The organism is Sphingobacterium psychroaquaticum, from assembly GCF_004421025.1.
Classification (GTDB): Bacteria; Bacteroidota; Bacteroidia; order Sphingobacteriales; family Sphingobacteriaceae; genus Sphingobacterium; species Sphingobacterium psychroaquaticum.
This window is the reverse complement of sequence record NZ_CP038029.1, coordinates 317,480-341,829: the sequence shown is the minus strand read 5'-3', so window position 1 is coordinate 341,829 and position 24,350 is coordinate 317,480. Positions and strand designations below refer to the sequence as shown.

The window sequence follows — 24,350 nt, the reverse complement described above, 5'->3', positions numbered from 1 at the left end:
AAACAAGTAAGAAAACAACAGTGTTTCTATCGCTGTAGAAAGCTTCGGGCTATTAGTACTACTCGGCTTTGGTCTCTCAACCTTTACACCTATAGCCTATCAACGTTGTCATCTCCAACGACCCTATAAGGAAGTCTCATCTCGTGGCTAGTTTCGCACTTAGATGCTTTCAGCGCTTATCTATTCCAGACGTAGCTACCCTGCCGTACACCTGGCGGCATAACAGGTTCACCAGCGGTCTGTCCAACCCGGTCCTCTCGTACTAAGGTCAGATCCACTCAAACTTCCAACGCCCACAACAGATAGGGACCGAACTGTCTCGCGACGTTCTGAACCCAGCTCGCGTGCCACTTTAATGGGCGAACAGCCCAACCCTTGGGACCTTCTCCAGCCCCAGGATGTGACGAGCCGACATCGAGGTGCCAAACCTCCCCGTCGATATGAGCTCTTGGGGGAGATCAGCCTGTTATCCCCAGCGTACCTTTTATCCTTTGAGCGATGGCCCTTCCATACAGAACCACCGGATCACTATGTCCGTCTTTCGACCCTGGTCGACTTGTTGGTCTCACAGTCAAGCAAGCTTATGCCATTGCACTCCACGTACGGTTACCAAGCGTACTGAGCTTACCTTTGAAAGCCTCCGTTACCTTTTTGGAGGCGACCACCCCAGTCAAACTACCCACCAAACAATGTCCTCGATAAGATCGAGTTAGAAACCGAATACAGAAAGGGCGGTATTTCAAGGTTGATTCCACGACTCCTAGCGAAGCCGCTTCAACATCTCCCGCCTATCCTACACATCCTGTACCCAATTCCAATGTTAAGCTATAGTGAAGGTGCATGGGGTCTTTCCGTCCCGTTGCGGGTAACCGGCGTCTTCACCGATACCACAATTTCACCGAGCTCATGGCTGAGACAGCGCCCAGATCGTTACACCATTCGTGCAGGTCGGAACTTACCCGACAAGGAATTTCGCTACCTTAGGACCGTTATAGTTACGGCCGCCGTTTACTGGGGCTTCGATTCAATGCTTCTCTTGCGATGACATCCCCTCTTAACCTTCCAGCACCGGGCAGGTGTCAGGCCTTATACTTCATCTTTCGATTTCGCAAAGCCATATGTTTTTGCTAAACAGTCGCCTGGGCCTTTTCACTGCGGCTTCTCTATCTCTAGAGGAAGCGCCCCTTCTCCCGAAGTTACAGGGCCATTTTGCCGAGTTCCTTAGCCATGATTCACTCGAGCACCTTAGGATTCTCTCCTCGACTACCTGTGTCGGTTTACGGTACGGGTTTTTATAACCTGAAGCTTAGCGGGTTTTCTTGGAAGTCTGTTTACCTGCTCTATCAGCGCCACCGAAGCTTTGCTGTACTATTGGGTTTCAGCAGGGTCGGCGGATTTGCCTACCGTCCCTATACCTACGCCTTTCAACGAACTATTCCGTCAGTTCGCGGCAGTGTCACTACTCCGTCACCACATCGCAGTTATAAAAAGTACTGGAATATTAACCAGTTGTCCATCGGCTACCTCCTTTCGGATGCGCCTTAGGCCCCGACTAACCCTGATCCGATTAGCGTTGATCAGGAAACCTTAGTCTTTCGGTGGGCGGGTTTCTCACCCGCCTTATCGTTACTTATGCCTACATTTGCTTTTCTATGCTGTCCACAGCACATTACCATGCTGCTTCACCCACCATAGAATGCTCCCCTACCAGATGTAACCAATGTTACAAATCCATAGCTTCGGTAGTAATCTTGATGCCCGTTTATTATCCACGCCCGGCCGCTCGACTAGTGAGCTGTTACGCACTCTTTAAATGAATGGCTGCTTCCAAGCCAACATCCTAGCTGTCTGGGCAACCGGACCTCGTTAGTTCAACTTAGACTACATTTGGGGACCTTAGCTGATGGTCTGGGTTCTTTCCCTCTCGGCCTTGGACCTTAGCACCCAAAGCCTCACTGCAGATCATATCTAACAGCATTCGGAGTTCGTCTGGATTTGGTAGGATTTGACTCCCCCGCACCCAATCGGTAGCTCTACCTCTGCTAGACTTTATATCCACGCTGTTCCTAAAAACATTTCGGGGAGTACGAGCTATTTCCCAGTTTGATTGGCCTTTCACCCCTACCCTCAGGTCATCCGGAAACTTTTCAACGTTTATCGGTTCGGTCCTCCATTACATGTTACTGCAACTTCAACCTGCCCAAGGGTAGATCACAAGGTTTCGCGTCTACCTCTACTGACTATGCGCCCTATTCAGACTCGCTTTCGCTTCGGCTGCGTGGCTGAACCACTTAACCTTGCCAGTAAAGAGTAACTCGTAGGCTCATTATGCAAAAGGCACGCCGTCACTGGACCTGCCAGCTCCGACCGCTTGTAAGCACACGGTTTCAGGTTCTTTTCACTCCTCTGTTCGAGGTTCTTTTCACCTTTCCCTCACGGTACTGGTTCACTATCGGTCTCTCAGGAGTATTTAGCCTTACCAGATGGTGCTGGTGGATTCCCACAGGATTTCTCCGGTCCCGCGGTACTCAGGATACCACTATGCTGTCATTCTTTACCTGTACGGGGCTGTCACCCATATCGCGCAGTTTCCCACCTGCTTCCAGTTCATAGCGACAATACAATATCGTGGTCCTACAACCCCGGTATTGCCGTAACAATACCGGTTTGGGCTCTTTCCCGTTCGCTCGCCACTACTTGGGAAATCATTATTATTTTCTTCTCCTACGCTTACTTAGATGTTTCAGTTCGGCGCGTTCGCGTATTATACAACATACCTTCAGTATGTTAGGTTGCCCCATTCGGAAATCTTCGGATCAAATCGCATTTGCCAATCCCCGAAGCTTATCGCAGCTTATCACGTCCTTCATCGCCTCTGAGAGCCTAGGCATCCCCCGTGTGCCCTTATTTACTTTCTTCACCCATGCTCCTTTTGCTAAGCATGAGTTGCTTTTCGTGCCGCCCTAGCTAACCTCTACGATTAGTTAATAACGGACACTACTGTTGTTTTCTCTTGTGTCTTCTTTCTTCCAATATGTCAAAGAACTTTTCTTTTCGAACAGTCCATCTGTACCTATATACTATATATGTACAAACAGCGTCCAAAGATAGTGGAGAATAACGGATTCGAACCGTTGACCCCCTGCGTGCAAGGCAGGTGCTCTAGCCAGCTGAGCTAATTCCCCGTGTGATGGTAGTCCCGAGCAGATTTGAACTGCTGACCCCTACATTATCAGTGTAGTGCTCTAACCAACTGAGCTACGGGACTAGCTATTACTTCTCATCTTTCTCTCGGTGACCGAAACCCCTTAGGGATGGGCACTTTCTTCTTAATGTGTTTCTTTCCTATGAATCATGTGTGGCGTAACGAGCATCATTCCGGATACTCTAGAAAGGAGGTATTCCAGCCGCACCTTCCGGTACGGCTACCTTGTTACGACTTAGCCCCAATTATCGGTTTTGCCCTAACACGCTCCTTGCGGTTACATGCTTTAGGCACCCCCAACTTTCATGGCTTGACGGGCGGTGTGTACAAGGCCCGGGAACGTATTCACCGCGTCATTGCTGATACGCGATTACTAGCGAATCCAACTTCACGGGGTCGAGTTGCAGACCCCGATCCGAACTGTGAATGGCTTTTAGAGATTAGCATCACATTGCTGTGTAGCTGCCCGCTGTACCATCCATTGTAGCACGTGTGTAGCCCCGGACGTAAGGGCCATGATGACTTGACGTCGTCCCCGCCTTCCTCACTGCTTGCGCAGGCAGTCTGTTTAGAGTCCCCACCATTACATGCTGGCAACTAAACATAGGGGTTGCGCTCGTTGCGGGACTTAACCCAACACCTCACGGCACGAGCTGACGACAGCCATGCAGCACCTAGTTTCGTGTCCCGAAGGAAGGATGCGTCTCTGCATCCGTCACTAACTTTCAAGCCCGGGTAAGGTTCCTCGCGTATCATCGAATTAAACCACATGCTCCTCCGCTTGTGCGGGCCCCCGTCAATTCCTTTGAGTTTCACCCTTGCGGGCGTACTCCCCAGGTGGATAACTTAACGCTTTCGCTGGGACGCTTACTGTATATCGCAAACATCGAGTTATCATCGTTTAGGGCGTGGACTACCAGGGTATCTAATCCTGTTTGATCCCCACGCTTTCGTGCATCAGCGTCAATTATCGTTTAGATAGCTGCCTTCGCAATCGGAGTTCTGAGACATATCTATGCATTTCACCGCTACTTGTCTCATTCCGCCATCTTCAGCGACATTCAAGCCCATCAGTATCAAGAGCACTGCGACAGTTGAGCTGCCGTCTTTCACTCCTGACTTAATGGGCCGCCTACGCACCCTTTAAACCCAATAAATCCGGATAACGCTCGGATCCTCCGTATTACCGCGGCTGCTGGCACGGAGTTAGCCGATCCTTATTCTTCGAGTACATTCAGCTACTTACACGTAAGTAGGTTTATTCCTCGACAAAAGCAGTTTACAACCCATAGGGCAGTCATCCTGCACGCGGCATGGCTGGTTCAGAGTTCCCTCCATTGACCAATATTCCTTACTGCTGCCTCCCGTAGGAGTCTGGTCCGTGTCTCAGTACCAGTGTGGGGGATTCTCCTCTCAGAGCCCCTAGACATCGTCGCCTTGGTAAGCCGTTACCTTACCAACTAGCTAATGTCACGCGAGCCCATCCATATCCTATAAATATTTAAATACAGAACCATGCGGTCCCGTATTGTTATGCGGTGTTAATCCGACTTTCGCCGGGCTATCCCCCTGATATGGGTAGGTTGCTCACGCGTTACGCACCCGTGCGCCACTCTCACCAGAATGAAGCAAGCTTCACCCTGGATCCCGTTCGACTTGCATGTATTAGGCCTGCCGCTAGCGTTCATCCTGAGCCAGGATCAAACTCTCCATTGTAAAAATGAATTGTTCGACACCTAACTATTTATCAAAATAATTAGAATTGTCTTGTATTAATATCTAATCCGAATTGACTAAGGTTGATTTTGTTTTTTGTTAACTTTCGCTGAACAAAAATTCAACTACTCGTTACGCTACATGATATCATTTTCTTAAAGAACTGCTCTCGCCGCCGCGTCGCGCTTTGGCTTCTATATCTTGCCTTTTCAGGCTTGACCTATCTTGTTTATGTTCCTTGTTTTCGGCTTACCGGAGTCGGTAAGTTTCGGTTGGGATACCCTTCCTATCGGTTGGGACTGCAAAGGTAGAAAAGCTTTTTGGATTAACAAAATAAAAATGATTTTTATTTTGACCTTCCCGCTTTACAAAAATTCGGCAAAAACATGTTTAACTCACATGCCGACCTCGTTTTTGACCTCTATTTCAAGTGTTCCTCCCTTGCGGAGTGGTGCAAAGGTAGAAAACTTTACCTATTCCTTCCAAGACTTTGTCGGGTCTTTTTTTGGGATGCGGCATAATACGCTGTAAACGTGGTGGATATTTTTTGGTAGTTGGTAGTTTGTAGAAAGTAGTTCGTAGATTATGGTTCGTAGATCGTAGTTTATGATTGTAGAAAGGGGCATGGGGACATGGAGGGACGTTCATGGATAATAGTTTTAAAGGAAGAGAGAATTCAGAAAAGAATACGGACAAAAGGTTGCAGAAATATTAAGAGGATCCTAATAATGGTTGCCGCGTCTTGCCTCCGTGCAGGGGCGATCAGTTTTACCACATCATTACGAAGGTGTAGCAATCTTATTCGTAACAAGTCTAGTCTTTAGGTATGATTAATAGATCTGGATAGGTTCTTTTTTGATATAGTTCGTGGATCCCTACTTTGTCGGGATGACGACCACTTGTTATGCGCGCGTTACAAACCTGCTTATCGCAGACTGCCTCATATCAATGACACAGCTCGCTCGTTCGATCCGACATAGTGCAGTGGCTTGAACCTCGGCTTTTTGATCTGGACACGAGCTAAAAGCTCGCGCCAGCGAATTGGCAATCTTATTCGTAGCAAGTCTAGTCTTTATGTGTGATTAATAGATATAGATAGTTCTTATTGATATAGTCCGTGGATCCCTCTTAGCGTAGGGATGACGACCACTTGTTATGTGCGCGTTACAAACCTGCTTATCACAGACTGCCTCATGGCAATGACACACCTCGCTCGTTCGAACCTGCCTACCGCAGGCGCTTGTAGCTCGGCCTTTTGATTGGGACACGAGCTAAAAGCTCGCGCCAGCGAATTCGAAAACTCACCCTACAATCTAAAAACGACCAATCCCTATCAACTACCAACTATAATCTCTCTTCTATAAACTACCAATCACAAACTAATCCCTATCAACTATAATCTACCCTCTACAAACTACCAACTACAATCTATCAACACCTAAACTGCCTTTTGAGGATCGAGCTCCTCGAAAATAGAATTTTTTGATACAAACTCCGGTACAATATCCTTCATCATAGAAACTAAAGTCATCGGCTCTTGACGTTTTTGACAATCCTTGATTAAAAGACACAACGTTTCTATCTTTTCTTTACGTTGATCATCATCAAAAGTATTCACTTTAGCAATCATGATTTTTTCATGATGCGTTTTTACTGTGTTCTCATCATTTGCTAACAATTCCTCATATGTCTTTTCTCCTGGTCGCAATCCGGTAATCATAATAGACACATCTTCAGGGTATCGGTATCCTTTTAAACGAATCATCCTTTTCGCAAGATCCATAATTTTCACTGGTTCGCCCATATCAAACACATAGATCTCTCCGCCACTTCCCATCACCGCAGCATCCTGTACTAATTGACAAGCCTCAGGAATCGTCATAAAATATCGTGTAATATCGGGATGGGTTACTGTTAATGGTCCACCCTTTTTAAGTTGCTTTTCGAAGAGCGGTATAACCGATCCATTTGACCCTAATACATTTCCAAATCGCGTTACAATGTAGTTCGTCTTCACCTGTTTATTGAGTGCCGAAACATAGATCTCGGCAATACGCTTCGTTGCCCCCATCACATTGGTTGGATTTACGGCCTTATCTGTTGAAACCATCACAAACTTCTCCGCACTATATTTTGCGGATAGGTCTGCAACCACCTTCGAACCATATACATTCGTGTGAATAGATTCATATGGATTTTGCTCCATCAACGGGACATGCTTATAGGCCGCAGCGTGAAACACCACATGGGGACGATAGTGCGCAAAGATATTTTCCATAAAACCAACATCGCGCACATTGCCCACAACATAGCGTACACTATGTGATACCACCTGCCGAATCTCCTGCTGTAAATCATACAACGCCGACTCTGCCTGATCCAATAGAATTAACTTACCGAACTTCACGAAGGCAATCTGACGGGCCAATTCAGAACCGATCGACCCCGCTGCTCCCGTAATCAAGATCACCTTACCAGCTAGGGACTCCTGTACTGCTGGGTTATCTAACTTGATAGCTTCTCTACCTAAAAGATCACCGATGTTCAAGGTACGCAACTGCCGCGTCGCCACCTCTCCACTTAACAACTTCGCCGAATTAGGCATTATTTTAAGCTTTACCGGCAACTGCTCAATATGTTCAGATATACCTTTCAGTCGTTCTTTATTGTTGTCATCTAAAGCAATAATAACACTATCAATTCCCATCGACTCCATCATCTGACTGTTCAGTATCCGAAAATCAACCACATTGAAACCATTTACCCGCTTCCCGATACGATTTGGATTATCATCCGCCAGCAAAACTGTTTTATATTTATTTTTACTATCCGCTTTTAATAAATTCAACGTAATAGTCCCCATATTCCCTGCCCCGATCAATACCACTGGCGCCACATTTTTACCTTGCTGAAACAACTGTTCATAGATAGAACGGTACACCATTCGAGCAGCCACCATAGAAACGATGGTCATCACCCCGTGTATAAAGACAACCGAATAAGACAGATTAAATATAGGATATAACGGCAGATAGTCGGATCGACGTAAACAAAAAGAAGTTAACATTAAAACAACGACCGCTCCTATCGTTGCCGACATAATACCTTGCGCATCCTTAATATCTGCTTGTCGAATGATTCCACGATATGTCTTAAAAACAAAAAAAGAGAGGGCATAAATAGCGGTCACGAGGAATGCCTGCTTTATCATTAAAGCATCGTCCACTCGGCCTCGAAAGCTATTGATGACGTAGGTAGATAACAAATAACAACTGAAGACGATAAAAACATCAATCAATAGTACAACCCATCTCGGATTGTCTCTCCTCAATCGTCTTCTAATTAAATAAAAATTCATGGTTCCTTATGCGATCACAAGCAGAGTATGTCAAAAACTCGACCAGTTTTTGCAAAATAACAAAAGTTTTCCCGAAGACCCGTTACGGGAAACCGTAACAACTAAAAAATGTAGCCGTTCTCCTGCATGATATCTCCTCTAAAAAAGATTTACAACAAGAAAACGGCTACTGGTTAACCTAATATTCGCTATTGCTAAGATTTCTTTCGAGATCTCACATCAGGTAAGAAACCCGTGACAATCCCAATCAATGGTAGATATGCACACACACTAAACACATACGCGATACTCGTATGATCCGCGAGCCAACCCAATACTGCGGACCCCACGCCGCCCATACCAAAGGCAAAACCAAAAAACAGGCCTGCAATAAGTCCCACTTTGCCGGGAACAAGGTCTGTCGCATACACAAGAATTGCAGAAAAAGCAGACGAAATAATAACTCCGATAACCACCGCAAGCACCACCGTGGCAAACAAGCCTACATGTGGAAGTAACAATGTAAACGGTGCTGCTCCCAGAATAGACACCCATATAATCATTTTTCGTCCGTATTTATCACCCAAGGGCCCGCCGAGAATTGTACCTATCGCTACTGCAGCCAAAAAAGCAAAAAGATAAACCTGAGATTGCTGTACAGAAAGACCAAACTTATCGATCAAATAAAAGGTAAAATAACTCGTCATGGAGGCCATATAGAAGTACTTCGAAAAAATAAGCACCAACAGGATAACAATCGAAGAAATAATTTTACCTCTACTTAAACCATTTCTTTTTTCTACTTCCGCTGAAACCGCAGCATTATTCTTCACTTTGTATAGGATCTGTTCTTTATACCATCTACCTACAAAAGAAAGTAACATAATACCGGCAATAGCAAAAGCGACAAACCAGCGAATATGCGCCTGTCCGTTTGGAATCACAATAATAGCAGCCATTAAAGGGCCGATAGCACTTCCTGCATTTCCACCGACTTGAAAAATTGATTGCGCCAGTCCTTTCTTTCCTCCAGAGGCCAACTGCGCTACACGTGATGCTTCGGGGTGAAAAATAGAAGAACCTGTTCCAACCAGAGCAACAGCAGCCAAAATCATATAAAAGCTGCTAGCATACGATAAAAACACCAAACCTATTAGTGTAAAACTCATACCTACAGCCAATGACCTTGGTGTAGGATGCTTATCCGTATAAAGACCTACGAACGGTTGTAATAGCGAGGCTGACAATTGAAAGGTTAAAGTAATCAGTCCGATTTGCGTAAAGGACAAATTAAAACTCTCCTTAAGCATGGGATAGACAGAAGGGATGACAGACTGCATCAAGTCGTTCAACATGTGACCGATACTTATCGCAAACAAAATCCCATAAACCGTGTTCCTCGCCAGAGGATGACCGGAGGACGGTGCCGTGATTTTCATAAACTATATAACTTAAATAATACCAATAATTTTCTTCAATGTTTTACGCGTCGCTTTCACATCTTGCTTTTCAATGTTCCGCAATAACAACGCATGAATATCTTGGGAGTCCACGAACGGCTTCGTGTTTTTATACTGCTTAAGAAAAGATTTCAGCACATACGCAGAAGATTCACGATACAATTCAGCTAGAATACTATTACCTGAAGCTTCAGCAATTGCCTGATGAAACTCAATATCTTTATGAATACATCGATCCATATCGCCTAAATCAGCGTAAAGCTTACGTTCAGCCAATTTACTTCGCATAATCTTAAGATCTTTTTCTGTTCGGTTTTCCGCCGCTTTCTCTACGATTCGAATCTCCAATAACTGTCGTACTTCAAGAATCTCCGATAATTGTGCTTTCTCAAACTTGGAATCTAACGGTTCATTACCATGGATATTAACAACAAATGTCCCTACCCCTTGGTGCACCAAAAGAAATCCGGAATTCACAAGTATCTTGATTGCTTCCCGGATAGAAGATCGTCCCACTTGAAACAACTCCATCAAAGCCGGCTCGGTAGGCAATTGTGCATCCAAAGGAAACTCCCCTCCTTTAATCTTTTCCCGCATTATATCGGCTACTTCTTGCGCCAACGATTTCTTTTTTATCATAGTCTAAAATTCATCAGATGATAGGATGAGCAGACGAATGTAGAACTTATTATCTAAATCACAAAAAAAAGTTTAAAAAAAAGCTGGCTCCAGTTACACCGGAGCCAGCTCTAACACAATAACGTGTTATTATTTTAAAGTATTACTAATTATTCAGCACGTAAAATTTTAGCGGCTTCAACCATCGACTCTAACGCCGCTTTAGTTTCTGGCCATGCACGTGTTTTCAATCCACAGTCAGGGTTTACCCATAATTGCTCTGCAGGAACAACAGCTTTAGCTTTACGCAACAATTCCACCATCTCCTCTGTACTCGGTACACGTGGTGAGTGAATATCGTAAACACCAGGTCCGATATCATTTGGATATTTAAAGTCTGCAGCAAACGCATCCAATAATTCCATCTGCGAACGAGAAGTTTCGATCGTGATTACATCAGCATCCATTGCCGCAATATCTTCAATAATATCATTGAACTCGGAGTAACACATGTGGGTGTGAATCTGTGTATCATCATCCACATTTGATGAAGAAACACGGAAAGCACGCACCGCCCAATTCAAATAATCTTTCTGATCTGCTTTACGCAAAGGAAGTCCTTCACGAATTGCTGGCTCGTCAATTTGTATGATTTTAATACCTGCTTTTTCTAATGCCTGTACTTCATCCAAAATGGCAAGTGCAATTTGGTATGTTGTTGTTGAACGTGGTTGATCATTACGCACGAAAGACCATTGCAAGATCGTAACCGGACCTGTCAACATTCCTTTCACTGGACGGTTTGTCAATGATTGTGCATAAGCAGACCAACGAACAGTCATATCTTCTGGACGATAAACATCACCATAAATTACCGGCGGTTTCACACAACGTGAACCATATGATTGCACCCATCCGTTTTTCGTGAACGCATATCCAGCAAGTTGCTCACCGAAGTACTCCACCATGTCGTTACGCTCGAACTCACCGTGTACCAATACATCGATATCTAGTTCTTCTTGTAAACGGATAGTTCTTTCTGTTTCCTCTGCAATTTCTTTATCGTATTCAGCTTGTGTAATTGCACCTTTCTTCAAATCAGCTCTCCATTTACGAACATCTTTCGTCTGTGGGAAAGAACCGATTGTTGTTGTCGCAAAAGCTGGCAAGTTAAATTTAGCTTGTTGTGCTGCTTTACGATCTGCAAACACAGAAGTACGTGTTGCATCATCATCTGTAATATTTGCTGTACGCTCTTTAACCGCTGGCTTATGGATTAAAGGAGAAGTACGACGGCTTTCCGCTGCTGCTTTATTCGCTTCAAAGCGTTCTGCTGTTTTTGCATCAACCTCACCATCAGCCAATACCGCTAAGTCTTTTACCTCTGCTAATTTCTGTTTTGCAAATGCTAACCAGTTCTTAACTTCAGCAGGCAATGACTCTTCATTATCTTCATTATCCAAATCAAAAGGAACATGTAATAAAGAAGATGAAGGCGCAACCCAAACACGATCGGCGCCCAAAACATCAACTGCTTTTTTGATTTGTGTTAACGATTTCTCGTAATCGTTCTTCCAAATGTTACGACCTTCTACTACACCCAATGAAAGTGTCAAAGAAGCAGGTACTTTAGCAAGAACTGTATCTAATTGATTTTCTCCACGAACCAAGTCAAGGTGTAACGCATGAACCGGTAAGTTCACTGCTACGTCCTCGTTGTCACGAAGAGCTTCGAAATAAGTTGCAACGATTAATTTGATGCCTTTAGCAGCTGCTGCAAGTTTATCGAAAACACGTGCATAAAGCGCTTTTGTATCTGCATCAATATCCAATGCCAAATAAGGCTCATCAATCTGCACATATTGTGCACCTGCATCCGCCAATTTAGTTAAGATTTCTTCATAAACAGGCAATAAACCATCGATAAGGTCGATACGGTTAAATCCTGTTTCTTTTTCTTTACCTAACAAAAGGTAAGTGATTGGGCCAATAATAACTGGTTTCGTTTCAATACCAGCCGCTTTAGCCTCATTATATTCATTTAAGAATTTCTCTGAAGTCAGTTTAAATTCTTGGTTTTTCGTAAACTCAGGAACGATATAGTGGTAGTTAGTATCGAACCATTTCGTCATTTCCATCGCCGTCACATCTACCCCACCTTCTTGGAAACCACGTGCCATCGCAAAGTATAAATCTAAATTATACTGACGATCAATTTTGTTCAACAAAGAGCTGTAACGAGCAGGAATTGCTCCTACAGTAAGAGACAAGTCTAATACTTGATCGTAAAACGAGAAGTCATTCGAAGGAATTAGGTCGATCCCAGCATCCTTTTGTGTCTTCCAGTTGCCTTCACGGATTTTAAGTCCAGCTTGCAATAATTCTTCCGCGCTGATCTTTTTCGCCCAATAAGCTTCATTGGCCTTTTTCAATTCGCGGAAAGCCCCCACACGTGGGTAACCTAAATTGTTTGTTAATAACATAAATTCTGTTTGTTAATTTTTCTTTCTAAAACTATTGCTTGGAGAGAAGGCCACACAGGAACGGTGACTTCGGCTTATCTTTCCCCCGAAGGAGTAGAATGTAGCACCTTGTACAGCGACAGGTTGCTAAGGCTTCATCGGGTCTAGTCCCTCTGCCTTTCTCTATAAGCGTGGCTAAGGTATGAATAAGTATTGAGAATGCAAAGAAATCCTAAAGATTTTAAAAAAACATATGTAAATTTAATACATAAATAACAAAAATATGGAGACAGAGACATACGCTTTTCAGGAAGACATCTTAGGATACCCGTATGAGCAAGCCCGTCTTGACTTACCGGATGATTACGAAGGAAGTGTTCATGCCGTACTCGTACGCAAGAAAGCACCCCTAGAAAGCAAGAAAGCTGTACTTTATGTTCATGGCTATATCGATTATTTTTTTCAAACAGAGATGGCAGATCAATTCAATATGCATGGTTACCATTTCTATGCGTTAGATCTCCGCAAATATGGCCGTGCACATCTGTCACATCAGGGATATTACCGCGTACGTAATCTCAAAGAGTACGATGAGGAGATTAACAGATCTCTAGCTATCATGAAGCAAGAGGGGCATGACAGTGTGATATTATGTGGGCATTCTACCGGCGGCCTAGTCTTGACCTACTTTGCTGCACGCCATCCCAATCATCCGTTGGTGAAAGGATTGTGGTGCAACAGTCCTTTCTATGATTTCAATGTGGGGTCTTTGACAAAAACGATCGGTATTCCCCTGGTCAGTGCATTGGCTACGCTGTTTCCTAATTTACCCATACCAAATGGCATGAACGCTCAGTATGCAAAAAGCCTACATCAAGAGCATAAAGGGGAATGGAACTTCGACCTAACTTGGAAACCTCTTGATTATACCTATTCGGACGCGAGTTTCATCCGAGCGGTGCATCAGGCACAACGATACATTCAACAGGGCGTTCATTTGACCGTGCCCACCCTCATTATGCATGGAGCACAAAGTAGTTTTTCAAAAAAGTGGGACAAGCACTCACAAAGTAGTGATTTGGTCCTTAATGTCAGAGATATTGCACGGTATGCAAATAAGCTCAAGGGTGATATCACCATTCTTCCCATTGAAAATGGCATCCATGATTTAGTTTTATCCAAAGAAGAAGTTAGAACGCAGGTATACCTAGCACTTTTTGCTTGGCTGAGAAAGAAAGAGCTTTAACCTACCCCTCATCCGCTATAATCTTCAAAGCTGTGTCTATATAAGGATCACGCCCGCCCATGATGTCTTCGAGTGTAAAATCTGTCAAATAATCCGGCTGCACACCTAGCAGATGATGAGTACTTCCGTCGGAATTCATTACTTTTAGCCCTGAAAAGGTCACCATCATGCCTCCAGGCAGATAAAGATAATTAATATTACCATTTGCACCAGCTGTTGGCTGTCCAATAATCTTACCTATCTTCCAAAATTTAACAATATCAAGAAAAGTTTCCGGTGCACTTTGTGTTGTTCGATCGGTTAGAAAGTAAAATTTAGCTTTCTTATTCTGGTTTTCAGGAGCATCTATTTGTGTAGACTGTCTAAAGCTTCGATTCTTAGGACTTAAAATTTCATAGGAATAAAAAATCTGATGTTTAACGGTGTCCGTAATTAACTTATTAAGTATGTTTTGACTATAAAAATCGTGCTTAAGGTATCCCCTCATCTCAAATATGATATGCTTCGACGGGTCCTCAATAAATCGCAACAATGTATCCGTCACTTTTGATTGAGCCAAGTTAAAATAATACGTATTCTCATCCAGCATCCTATTTGCTGTGTTTTTTAGCGTCGATACCGTTAGATATATATCGTCGTGCTGAAAATCACGCTTCACATGAAGCTCCTTCACTTTGCCGCTACGCTGGTCCCGCAATCGTAAAATAGATGCTGAGTCCTTTTCACCATAAAGCATACTAAAGATTAATCTTGTTTTTTTATTTGCGGCCGATCCTGATCCGACAATCGACTTTCGCTTCACTAACTGTTCAATATCTTCCGCACCAACACCAAGGATTTCATCGCCAATATTGACATTTCTTTCAAAAGCTGGATTATGAATTTTCCGAATATAATATTTATCGTTCAGGTCAATAACACTGAAAGGCATCGAGTAATTGTTGCGATTATCGACCTCTTCCATATTGAAAAAGATATGCGCATCTTTATACACAGCCAACATACCCCAAACCACATCATAGTATTCCTGAAGGTTTTTTGTTTCCAGTACGGCGTTGATTGTCTTCCTCAATAAATGCTCCTCTTCTGCATCCGTCAATGGATTGTACACAAATGCATATCGGAACGCATTCCATAAGGAAAGGATATTCGATACTTTCACAGACATGTTATCTAACAGTCTTACATTGTGAAATTTCTCAAAGCCACCTTTGTTATACCTATAGGCAGCCTTATCATACGATGCCTTCGGGAAAGTTTCCGTTTCATTGCCGTAAACCGCGAGCGGAAAAGAGGCTGATAAAGCCGATGTTAGATTAGAGTATAAAGTATCACCAATTTTGTTTTGAGCGGCGAAGAGCTCTTTATCTATTGTTTTAAAAAAGATATTGTAGGCTGGCTTCTCGCGCACTACATTCATGTCAAAGGTTTTAATGGCTATGGGTTCGTTGCCAATTTGTAGAACTGAATCCAAACCAATCCCTCCTTTGAACTCATCCAGCGATACTTTTATATACATCTCCGCATTCGTTGGTGTTATGGTATCTCTTAGAATAAAGAAATTCTTTCCAGAGAGTTTCCTTTCCGGCATGATTTGTTTTCCCGTATGGTTTGCTATCGAGACATCAACAGGATCTTCTACTGTGTAATTGATTTTTAGTTCAAACACTTTTCCATAGTAGGCTTCTGGAATTTTGATCTTCAATAAATCGAAATCGCTCATAAATGCATCTGACATTAGAGATCGCCTATTTGTCCGAATACTTTTAAAACCGGAGCCACTTCCACTATAGAATTCCATTCCTTTATGCTGCACCCCAACAACCAAAGGACCTTCCTGCTCACTTTTTGGCGCCTGCGTTAAGATTTCTTGTTTATACGCTAACATTAATGAGGGTTCCAATGGCTTGAAGATGGAGACTAATGAATCTGCGAAGGCTCGCTCGTCCTTTGTGTGTAAAGCGATTCGGGTCGCGTTAACAAAAATTTGATCCCACCCAACACGCAATAATGCTTGGTGAACGGCGTCTGTCGGCGAAAAGTATCGTATATCTCCTCCTAGTTTTGCTAATGCAACTAGGTTATTGATTTGTGTTTCCCGTGTCTGTGCTTGCGCAACAGAGCTCGCAAAGAATAAACATAATAAAAGATAAAGGGGAATGGATCTCAAGTTCATCGCCGGTTGTTTCTTGTGGTTGAAAATACCGAATAATATGAATCTAATTAATAGACGATCACGAGTTTAGGTTTTTTTAACAAATAGATTGTTTAATAACCCGCTCACAAGACCACGATGTAACACTTGCGAGAGAGAGTAGCTTCACTGACGCCTATCCTTTTTGATTGACAGATGAAAGAAATCCGCGCACCTCTCGACCGGGACTTATCGAAAAACCGCCCCTAAAGCTTGTCCAAGCTTTTCTGCTATCTCACCGAATATGAAGATAGATATCAACGACCAAAAAACAACAGTCCAAATCTTTTTTCGCTGTTGTTCGTTACGTTTAAATTGTTTTATACTAAATTTCATATCTATATAGTAAAATCATTTAAATATTCCTGTAGTATTATCGAATCAAACTGATTAGATTCTGATTGTAAACCCACTCACAGCTAGCTTTTTTCGTTTGTTTTTTTATATAATATCCCTAAAAATTTAGGGATATTATAATTAGCTATTTTAACGCTCTGCCAACAGCTTCGCCAGCTTTATTTGCTATCTCTCCTAAAACCCAAACAGCACCAATTGCTGCGAGTGCTATTCCAATTCCACCGCCCTCGACAGTTATCTGCTCTTCATATGAGAGTTCTTTTAAATTTACATTTTCCATATCAAAAACTTATATTTAATTTGTCACCTATTTTTAACACCATTTTCTACTCCTTCAAGGAATCGATCAAGTACGTAAGCCGATGCAGGTGAGACAAGATACATGAACCAGTGTACTTTGCCTCCTCCCTCAACCTCTACCATTTCTTCAGCCTTCAGCTCCTGGATACCAAATTTTGTTACATTCAATTTGTTCATTTTTGTTAAAAAATAAAAAACAGCTCCTACTCTATTAAAGATTTTCAGATTCCTCTATCGTTGATCAACGACACTAAGTTATTCTGTACCACTGCACAAAAAAAGCATCGGAAATATTTTCTTTAGAAAAGCAATCGTTTAATACTGTAATCATGTAATCAAAACAACTTGTTTATGGCTTTTCTTTTATTCCCCTAGATATTCCTCCTGGTAAGTGAAACTAGTCATATTTCCATTTGCTCCAGCGCTAGCATTATCCAATATTGTAGTGTTTAGAACTGCTTTAAGTGCCATTGTTATATATTCTTGGCAGCTTTGTGTATTTTCATTTACAAGTACAATTACTTTCCCTTTATATCTCTCTCCAAATGGGTAGATTTTATTTGGTGATCTGTAACAACCATTAGTATAAAGAAAAAAACTCCAAAGTGACTCTATACAATTAACTATCTTTGCTTCATAAAAAACTGAGCGGGGCACCCATGATCTATTTCCACATTCCTTTTTGCAAACAGGCATGTCATTACTGTGACTTCCACTTCTCTACTTCCTTAAAGTACAAAGCGGAGATGCTAGATGCTTTGCAACAAGAAATCACGCTTCGAGCCGCCTACCTAGAAGAGAAAACAATCCACTCCATTTACTTTGGCGGAGGCACACCTTCTATCCTAGAGGCGTCGGAAATAGAACAACTCATTGGAACGGTTGCGAAGCACTTTGATATCGCACAAGGTGCGGAAATCACATTGGAGGCGAACCCCGACGACCTTACCGTCACAAAAGTGCGAGACCTACGATCAACTCCTGTAAACCGTTTCTCGATAGGTATCCAGTCATTTTTCGAGGAAGACCTTCGCTGGATGAACCGCGCGCATAATGCATCGGAAGCCGAAGCTTCCATTAAGCGCGTACAAGATGCCGGATTTGAAAACATCACCTGTGATTTAATCTATGGCTATCCACTTCTTACCGATGAAAAGTGGACCTCAAATATCGCACAGCTAACAGATAATCAGATTCCACATATCTCTTCCTATGCCATGACCGTGGAACAGCGAACTGCCTTGAACCATATGATCAGCAAAGGGAAGACATCTGCTATGAACGAAGAACAGAGTGCAGCACAGTTTGAGATACTCATGCAGGAACTACGTGCACATGGTTACGAGCATTACGAAATCTCTAATTTCGCGAAGTCTAATCATTATGCAAAGCACAACACAAACTACTGGAAAGGACAACCCTATTTAGGGATAGGCCCATCGGCTCACTCATTCAATGCCACCTCTAGAAGTTGGAACATCGCAAATAATGCGCTTTATATGGCGGGCATACAAAAAAAGGAATTACCGCTTGAAACGGAAATCCTCTCTTTTGCCGATCGCTTTAACGAATATGTAATGACCTCCCTACGCACGATGTGGGGCATCAATCTAAAGAAAGTCGAAAGCGATTTTGGACCGGATCTTTTAAAACACCTATTGCATGAGTCCGGAGATTATCTTGAGCAAGGTGCTATCGAAAGAACGCCAGAAAATTTCCTCCGATTAACTCTACAAGGCAAACTATTAGCCGACCGCATTGCTTCTGATATCTTCTGGGTAGAAGAATAAAAAAAGCGTCGGTTTAAAACCGACGCTTTTTTATCATTAAAATCAAGTTATCGTCCGCCCCTACGCTTCATCGCACGATTTGCTCTCTTTTTCGCGGTCTCAATCTTATAATTAAACCACTTCTCATTAAATATTTTACGCATGGTATCGTCAAAATGTCGCGTGATAAAGAGATTTCTTGCTCCTTTAAGCTTTTCTGTTACCGAATTTGCTAAAGCACGTACTGAAATAGAGTAACCTTCCGTTTCATATTGAATATAATGCCACCATCCGGCCGGCATATACAATGTCTCTCCCGGATTAATCACAGCTTCGTAACCATCCAAAAACTCCAATCCTGGATAATCCCCAACATCGCTGGTCTTCAAATTCGCAATGCTATGAAAATTGTAAGGTAGTTTATACATTAAATCAGACTGATTGTTCGGAAACAACCAGATACGCTTAGCGCCCTGAAACTGCGAGATAAAGACATGAGACATATCAATATCAAAGTGATTTCGGGTCGCGGATCCTTCCCCGCCAAAAAACATATAAGGAAGCCACTGCAAAACCTTTCCTCCTGTGACATCATTGAAAATAACGTCTTTCTTTAACTCTGGACGCAACTTCATGAGATTGAACAAAAACAACCTTAGTTCAGTTGGCTCTGCACTGATCTTATCCAAATACTCTCCAAAAGTCATCTGCCCTACAGGCGGGCTTGCCGCGTGGTTCTGCGACTCTTCTTCACGTCCATAGACATCCACTTTCTCGTCGCCGGCTATTTCCTTGAAATAGTCATAACTCCATTTACTCCAACAAGGGCTATCTTTGCTGATAAAGTCCTTGATTATTACCGGATGACCATTATCAAGATACTGCTTGATAAAGTCTTTAGGAGACACCCCTGATATACTATCTACTGGTTTTAATTTCACAAGTTCTTCGCTTTACAACTACGTACAAACTTAAAAAAAAATATTTCTATTAATCCCACTTCTGTCTTATTAAATGCAAATAAAGACAAGCACAAATTAATAGAAATATTCGAATTTCAATATGACAAACGTCATATTTTTACCTTAGTAAGACCACAAATCTTGTTCGTAATCCATCAATGATTTCTTGATCCGTTCAGATTCGTATAAACGCTCTTTACCGTCAGCAATGTAATCTTTGATCCGTAAATCTTCTGGATTCGACTCTTTAACAATATAACTTGCGAACATGCGCTTCACAAAAATATCATCGTAGCTTAAGCCTGTTGCATCGTTACTACCATTTACAACTTCCTTATTCACCAGAATATGACGTGCCTCTGGAAAATAAATCCAAAAAGCAGGTGTCGGATCGACCTGTGGATTAAACAGCCCTGTATTCACCGTAGGAACCGGAACATTACTTGGTGCATTAGCCGCCTGATTTTGTTCTGGCTGAACCGCAAAAGGATCAAAAGGATCAAAGTTAGCAGCCCCTCCGCCTGTTTCAGCCGGCACCATACCCACATTACTATCCATTCCTGGAATCTGAGGTGTGATCAATGGCGCAATACCTACAATCCTTGGCTCAAAGACCGATCGCTGTTTATCAAAGATCCAATCTTCTTTAATTCGAAACTTAATCACATTCTCACCACTAAAAGCCCGTGCTTCGTAGTGCGAAGCGATAACTTCATTATTTTCGTTGAATTCTTCCACCAAAACACTATCACCTCCAAAACGAGCCATGACCTGATCAGGTGGTAGAACATTTTTAAAACTATCGCCGTTTGGATCATTTTCAGTAGGTGTCGGATCATATGCACGCAACTCGCCCTTCATCACCGCATCAATGATAATATCGATTAAACGAGATTTAGGTGAAGCAAATGCTTTATTCATTTTCTCTCTTAAATCAATCTCCCGCCACACTCTTTTTTTGTAAGCCACATCTGTTTGTCGAATAGTCGCATAAGGGATAACCTTACGATTTTCGATATCAGATTGTACAAAATAACCGTCGACAGGCGGTTCCTCCGCATGAATAGGTTTTGTACTATTAGACAAGTTTTCCTGCTGTGCAAAGGCAGCAGCTGAACATGCTATCGCTAATGCAGAAAATAAATACTTTTTCATTTCACCTAATTCTATCAATTTCTACTAATTCGTGACCTGGAACGTTATTGGATCCAAGTTTTGTGCCACTCCATCCGGCCCTACCCCTACAATATCGTAAATCATAACCACCGAACCTGGTGTTATTGCACCCAGCCCTGTTTTCATCTGTGCCGAAAAAGATGCACCTGATGTTTGGTACGGACCGATAGGATCAACACGTGGTTTTGCAATGTACATATTGAACTTACTGATATTGAAGCGCGCATCAAATTCGAAATTCTCTAGGGATGCAGACACCACATTCTGTCCACGTAACTGCGCTGACGATATCCGTCCACCTGTTTTTCCAGCAACACGTGCCGTCGGTTTAGGAATACGTTTCACACGAAACTTCGAACTGCCAATATTTTGAGTCTTGCCATCTACTTTCGCAGCAACATTCACCGTTGCTTCGCCTGTATTGCTTACACGTGCCACATAGCGATTTCCCGATTTACTGATCGAAACGCCCGAACCTGTAACCACCAAATTTTCTGCGGGGATACCTGGCGCCGAAACCGATATCGGATTATCAACACCGATATACAATACATTCATTGCATCCGGAGATACCACGGCCGAAGGTTTAGATACTTGATAGGTCATCGGCTCCGTTTGGTATGTTTTTACACTACCATCTGTTTGTTGCACACGTACTGTACCTTGCCATGTAAAAACACCAGGACTGCTTGTATTTACCTGATACAGACCTTGACCTTCGGTCACCGGCAAACTACTACCACCAACCGAGATCTGCGGGCTCGATTTAGAATCATAAGCCGTCAAAAAAACCTTCGCTGTATAGGGTTGGCCTTGGATCAGATATGATGTAGGAGCAACAGCAACAGCCGCAAACTTATCCAAGTTTACCACAGCTTGGTCCATTTTACCAAAAATATGCTTAACAGCAGCTGATTCCGCATTCTTCGCATCGGCACTTATTTTTTCTAATGCCGTAATAGCCGCCGTCAATGGAATACCATCTCCGAAGCTTGCTTCTTCCCATGTCTTACGGATACCTGCCCTTGGAGCTGGGTCTTCGGCATCCAGACTTATACTAATTTCATTATTCGTTAACTTCAACAACTCCGCTTTCGTAGATACAATCATATCCCGAAGCTCTTTAGCACGCTTTTCATTAATCATAAGTCGTGCGGAGATATCCGTTGAACTACGATATTTCACATCACCTGTCTCCTCATCTAAGCCACCTCCTTCACTGGTCAGTAAAGTATTCAGCTCTTTCAATTTATTTGTCAATTTCAAAACAGTAGCTTGCGCTTGTTCCGCTTTATTTAAAATCGGCTGTGCACGATCTGGATTCTCTTTCAACTTGGTTTCTCGGAAAGCCAAGAACATGTTGTCGATACCAGCCTGCGTATTTTGCGTAGAAGTACTTAAACTATTGCCTAAATTTTTAAAAGCATCGAGAATAGAATCACTAACATTCAATGCCACTAAACCAAGTAGCACTAAATAAAGGATTCCAATCATCCGCTGCCTAGGGGTTTCTCTCTTACCTGCCATCGTGTAGTTTTTCTATTTAAGAACGGTTGGTACTCATTGCAGACAACATATTACCATAAATCGCATTTAGAGAAGTTAAGTTCTTATTAAATGTACTTACCTGTTCTTTAAATTGATGCATATCAGCAGAAGATTCATTAAATGTTTGTAAATCTGCTGCGGCACGCTCAAACGCACTACTTAACTGCGAAGCTCCTGAAGAAGCCGCATTCAATTTATCTGCAAATTGATTCGTTGCAGCGGCAGTATCTGCTACCTTAGAAATAGAGGCAACCTTATCACCAAAAGAACGTAGCCCGTCTCCTAGATTACCAATCAAGTTCTCATCAATCTTTGCATCCTGCAATAACTTATCTAAAGCCGCAGTATTGCCTATCGCAACAGGCTGAGCCACCTGCGCTACATGTGCGCTACGGGTCGGCAACTCTCCATTATAATTTTCATCTAACTCCGGATAAACACGCGTCCAGTCCGGTTCTGGTTCAGATTGCAAAAAGCCCATCACGAAGAACAGCACCGCCTCTACTGCTAAACCAATCCCGATCATCCACTCACCACCTTTGAAATGCAAAATTTTGAACATCAATCCAACGATAACAACTGAAGCCCCCCAGTTGATTAAGGTGTTAATCCCTAATTTGAATTTTCTTTTCTTAGCCATTTTTAAATTATAAATAAATACTGTGAATGATTATCGTACTGAAACTCCTGTATAACGTGTCACCGATCTAAACCCAATATAAGATTTAGCACTATCTTGATATTCATATTGACGTGCGCCATTTTGAAGAAAAGCTCCCACATCTTTCCAAGAACCACCCCGTACTACTTTACGCTTCATCGTTTCGTGATCTGACGCTTTAGCATGGTACGTATAGGTAGGATTCATATCGTGAACAAACGTATTTGCCGACTCATTAAAGCTCGATTGCGTCCATTCAGCCACGTTTCCAGCCATATTATATAAACCAAAATCATTCGGCCAATACGAGTACACTGGAGCCGTATAAGCGGCACCATCATCAATATAGTTACCGCGACCCGGTTTAAAGTTGGCCATTAAACAACCTTTCGCATTACGAGCCGTAGGCCCACCCCACGGGAACTGCATGCCAACTTTACCTCCGCGTGCAGCATACTCCCATTCTGCTTCAGAAGGTAATTGATAAGGCATCCGATCAACCTGCTTATTTCCTGCAGCGGCGTTATTGAATAAGCGTGTACGCCATGTATTGAAGGCTTGAGCTTGGCGCCAAGTGACCCCTACTACCGGGTAATCGTCAAAAGACGGATGCGAGAAATAGCCCTCTACCATCGGCTCGTTTTGCGCATAACTAAAATCGCTCAACCAAACCGTCGTGTCCGGATAAATCAACATTGTATCCCGCATGATAAAGTCAGAACGAGATTTCGATTTATCATTCTTGGCAGCAATAGCAGAGCGTAAATCAAACCATTCGTAGTGATACTTCAGCAAACGAACATCTAATTCATTTTTTCCAAAAATACGATCCTCACCTTGATAGAACATACTGTTCAACCGCTCCCGTGCATTTTCATCTTTCCCTTTCCATGGTGAATTGCTATTCACTTTCTTCCAATCAATGTGACGCTCCCCATTTCCCATATCGACAAAATAACTGTCGTCACCCAAGAAATTATAGATTAAGATAGAATCACGTACCCAATGTACAAACTGACGATACTCGCTATTAGAGATCTCCGTATCATCCATATAGAAGGGTGCAATAGTGACCTGTCGATTCTGCGCCGTCTGTGCGTAAGTAATGTCCTCATCAGACTGCCCCATGATGAACGTTCCACCGGGAATCAATACCATCCCGTAAGGTGTTTTGTTGGCTTTCAGCTTGTTCAAGCGAACCCCAACCAATTCACCCGAGTTCGTTGGTCCTTTACAGCCTGTAAAAGCAGCAAAAAACAAAAACAATAGAACAAAAAACTGGTATTGATTAAATTTCATATATAAGTGTAATGTCTTTTATAAGTTACAAAAATCTCCT

15 protein-coding genes, 2 tRNA genes, 2 rRNA genes and 1 riboswitch are annotated in these 24,350 nt (G+C 42.7%); of the genes, 2 read left to right on the top strand and 17 right to left on the bottom strand.

The window, feature by feature from the left end:
* Nucleotides 1-33: 33 nt before the first annotated feature.
* The 8 genes from E2P86_RS01460 to metE form a co-directional block, all read right to left on the bottom strand.
* Nucleotides 34-2,918: ribosomal RNA gene (locus E2P86_RS01460) — 23S ribosomal RNA — on the bottom strand.
* Between the two features lie 193 nt (nucleotides 2,919-3,111).
* A tRNA-Ala gene (locus tag E2P86_RS01455) sits at nucleotides 3,112-3,185 on the bottom strand.
* Nucleotides 3,186-3,191: 6 nt separating this feature from the next.
* A tRNA-Ile gene (locus E2P86_RS01450) sits at nucleotides 3,192-3,268 on the bottom strand.
* Nucleotides 3,269-3,391: 123 nt separating this feature from the next.
* Nucleotides 3,392-4,921 (bottom strand): 16S ribosomal RNA (locus tag E2P86_RS01445).
* Together the 16S and 23S rRNA genes with 2 tRNA genes alongside form the textbook arrangement of a ribosomal RNA operon.
* A gap of 1,438 nt (nucleotides 4,922-6,359) precedes the next feature.
* Entirely contained in the window at nucleotides 6,360-8,132 is a 1,773-nt protein-coding gene (locus E2P86_RS01440; protein WP_240775549.1) for a polysaccharide biosynthesis protein, read from the bottom strand.
* Nucleotides 8,133-8,473: 341 nt separating this feature from the next.
* Complete coding sequence (locus E2P86_RS01435) at nucleotides 8,474-9,697, bottom strand: MFS transporter (RefSeq protein ID WP_134430266.1); 1,224 nt, start codon at nucleotides 9,695-9,697, stop codon at nucleotides 8,474-8,476.
* A 12-nt stretch (nucleotides 9,698-9,709) separates the two neighbouring features.
* Nucleotides 9,710-10,357, bottom strand: a complete 648-nt coding sequence (locus E2P86_RS01430; protein WP_134430263.1) for a FadR/GntR family transcriptional regulator — start codon at nucleotides 10,355-10,357, stop codon at nucleotides 9,710-9,712.
* A gap of 149 nt (nucleotides 10,358-10,506) precedes the next feature.
* Nucleotides 10,507-12,819 (bottom strand): 5-methyltetrahydropteroyltriglutamate--homocysteine S-methyltransferase, encoded by a 2,313-nt coding sequence (gene metE / locus E2P86_RS01425; RefSeq protein WP_134430260.1) that lies wholly within the window; start codon nucleotides 12,817-12,819, stop codon nucleotides 10,507-10,509.
* A gap of 71 nt (nucleotides 12,820-12,890) precedes the next feature.
* Nucleotides 12,891-12,990, bottom strand: a riboswitch (SAM riboswitch).
* Nucleotides 12,991-13,081: 91 nt separating this feature from the next.
* On the opposite strand from metE, the gene E2P86_RS01420 reads away from it, so the two are divergent.
* The gene (locus E2P86_RS01420) at nucleotides 13,082-14,044 is read left to right on the top strand and encodes an alpha/beta hydrolase (RefSeq protein ID WP_085474191.1); all 963 of its coding nucleotides are present in this window, start codon (nucleotides 13,082-13,084) and stop codon (nucleotides 14,042-14,044) included.
* 1 nt (nucleotide 14,045) lies between these two features.
* On the opposite strand, the gene E2P86_RS01415 is transcribed toward E2P86_RS01420, so the two are convergent.
* From E2P86_RS01415 to E2P86_RS18360, 4 genes are all read right to left on the bottom strand, one after another.
* On the bottom strand, nucleotides 14,046-16,220 hold the full coding sequence (locus E2P86_RS01415) for a S41 family peptidase (protein WP_134430257.1): 2,175 nt from the start codon (nucleotides 16,218-16,220) through the stop codon (nucleotides 14,046-14,048).
* A gap of 499 nt (nucleotides 16,221-16,719) precedes the next feature.
* Nucleotides 16,720-16,875, bottom strand: coding sequence for a hypothetical protein (locus E2P86_RS18100; RefSeq protein ID WP_166785128.1), 156 nt, complete (start codon nucleotides 16,873-16,875; stop codon nucleotides 16,720-16,722).
* A gap of 23 nt (nucleotides 16,876-16,898) precedes the next feature.
* Nucleotides 16,899-17,072, bottom strand: coding sequence for a hypothetical protein (locus E2P86_RS18095; protein WP_166785127.1), 174 nt, complete (start codon nucleotides 17,070-17,072; stop codon nucleotides 16,899-16,901).
* 186 nt (nucleotides 17,073-17,258) lie between these two features.
* Nucleotides 17,259-17,591 carry a S41 family peptidase gene (locus E2P86_RS18360; protein WP_134430254.1) on the bottom strand — a complete coding sequence of 111 codons (333 nt, stop codon included), beginning with the start codon at nucleotides 17,589-17,591 and terminating at the stop codon, nucleotides 17,259-17,261.
* On the opposite strand from E2P86_RS18360, the gene hemW reads away from it, so the two are divergent.
* Entirely contained in the window at nucleotides 17,555-18,685 is a 1,131-nt protein-coding gene (gene hemW, locus E2P86_RS01405; protein WP_134430251.1) for a radical SAM family heme chaperone HemW, read from the top strand. The genes E2P86_RS18360 and hemW overlap by 37 nt on opposite strands.
* Before the next feature lie 47 nt (nucleotides 18,686-18,732).
* On the opposite strand, the gene E2P86_RS01400 is transcribed toward hemW, so the two are convergent.
* The 5 genes from E2P86_RS01400 to porK all read right to left on the bottom strand — a co-directional run bounded on the left by E2P86_RS01400 (nucleotide 18,733) and on the right by porK (nucleotide 24,310).
* A complete protein-coding gene (locus E2P86_RS01400; protein WP_085474188.1) occupies nucleotides 18,733-19,605 on the bottom strand; it encodes a cupin-like domain-containing protein in 873 nt (290 codons plus the stop codon).
* A 144-nt stretch (nucleotides 19,606-19,749) separates the two neighbouring features.
* Complete coding sequence (porN, locus tag E2P86_RS01395) at nucleotides 19,750-20,781, bottom strand: type IX secretion system ring subunit PorN/GldN (protein ID WP_134430248.1); 1,032 nt, start codon at nucleotides 20,779-20,781, stop codon at nucleotides 19,750-19,752.
* Between the two features lie 24 nt (nucleotides 20,782-20,805).
* Nucleotides 20,806-22,329, bottom strand: a complete 1,524-nt coding sequence (gene porM / locus E2P86_RS01390) for a type IX secretion system motor protein PorM/GldM (RefSeq protein ID WP_134430246.1) — start codon at nucleotides 22,327-22,329, stop codon at nucleotides 20,806-20,808.
* Nucleotides 22,330-22,345: 16 nt separating this feature from the next.
* Nucleotides 22,346-22,990 (bottom strand): type IX secretion system motor protein PorL/GldL, encoded by a 645-nt coding sequence (gene porL / locus E2P86_RS01385; RefSeq protein ID WP_085474185.1) that lies wholly within the window; start codon nucleotides 22,988-22,990, stop codon nucleotides 22,346-22,348.
* 30 nt (nucleotides 22,991-23,020) lie between these two features.
* On the bottom strand, nucleotides 23,021-24,310 hold the full coding sequence (gene porK, locus E2P86_RS01380) for a T9SS ring complex lipoprotein PorK/GldK (RefSeq protein WP_085474184.1): 1,290 nt from the start codon (nucleotides 24,308-24,310) through the stop codon (nucleotides 23,021-23,023).
* Nucleotides 24,311-24,350 lie beyond the last annotated feature (40 nt).

What these genes read in the sequence shown, in the direction of transcription:
- E2P86_RS01440 (WP_240775549.1), bottom strand. Translation starts at nt 8,132, where the DNA reads ATGATAAAGCAGGCATTCCTCGTGACCGCTATTTATGCCCTCTCTTTT.
- E2P86_RS01435 (WP_134430266.1), bottom strand. Translation starts at nt 9,697, where the DNA reads ATGAAAATCACGGCACCGTCCTCCGGTCATCCTCTGGCGAGGAACACG.
- E2P86_RS01430 (WP_134430263.1), bottom strand. Translation starts at nt 10,357, where the DNA reads ATGATAAAAAAGAAATCGTTGGCGCAAGAAGTAGCCGATATAATGCGG.
- metE (WP_134430260.1), bottom strand. Translation starts at nt 12,819, where the DNA reads ATGTTATTAACAAACAATTTAGGTTACCCACGTGTGGGGGCTTTCCGC.
- E2P86_RS01420 (WP_085474191.1), top strand. Translation starts at nt 13,082, where the DNA reads ATGGAGACAGAGACATACGCTTTTCAGGAAGACATCTTAGGATACCCG.
- E2P86_RS01415 (WP_134430257.1), bottom strand. Translation starts at nt 16,220, where the DNA reads ATGAACTTGAGATCCATTCCCCTTTATCTTTTATTATGTTTATTCTTT.
- E2P86_RS18100 (WP_166785128.1), bottom strand. Translation starts at nt 16,875, where the DNA reads ATGGAAAATGTAAATTTAAAAGAACTCTCATATGAAGAGCAGATAACT.
- E2P86_RS18095 (WP_166785127.1), bottom strand. Translation starts at nt 17,072, where the DNA reads ATGAACAAATTGAATGTAACAAAATTTGGTATCCAGGAGCTGAAGGCT.
- hemW (WP_134430251.1), top strand. Translation starts at nt 17,555, where the DNA reads ATGATCTATTTCCACATTCCTTTTTGCAAACAGGCATGTCATTACTGT.
- E2P86_RS18360 (WP_134430254.1), bottom strand. Translation starts at nt 17,591, where the DNA reads ATGCCTGTTTGCAAAAAGGAATGTGGAAATAGATCATGGGTGCCCCGC.
- porN (WP_134430248.1), bottom strand. Translation starts at nt 20,781, where the DNA reads ATGAAAAAGTATTTATTTTCTGCATTAGCGATAGCATGTTCAGCTGCT.
- porM (WP_134430246.1), bottom strand. Translation starts at nt 22,329, where the DNA reads ATGGCAGGTAAGAGAGAAACCCCTAGGCAGCGGATGATTGGAATCCTT.
- porL (WP_085474185.1), bottom strand. Translation starts at nt 22,990, where the DNA reads ATGGCTAAGAAAAGAAAATTCAAATTAGGGATTAACACCTTAATCAAC.
- porK (WP_085474184.1), bottom strand. Translation starts at nt 24,310, where the DNA reads ATGAAATTTAATCAATACCAGTTTTTTGTTCTATTGTTTTTGTTTTTT.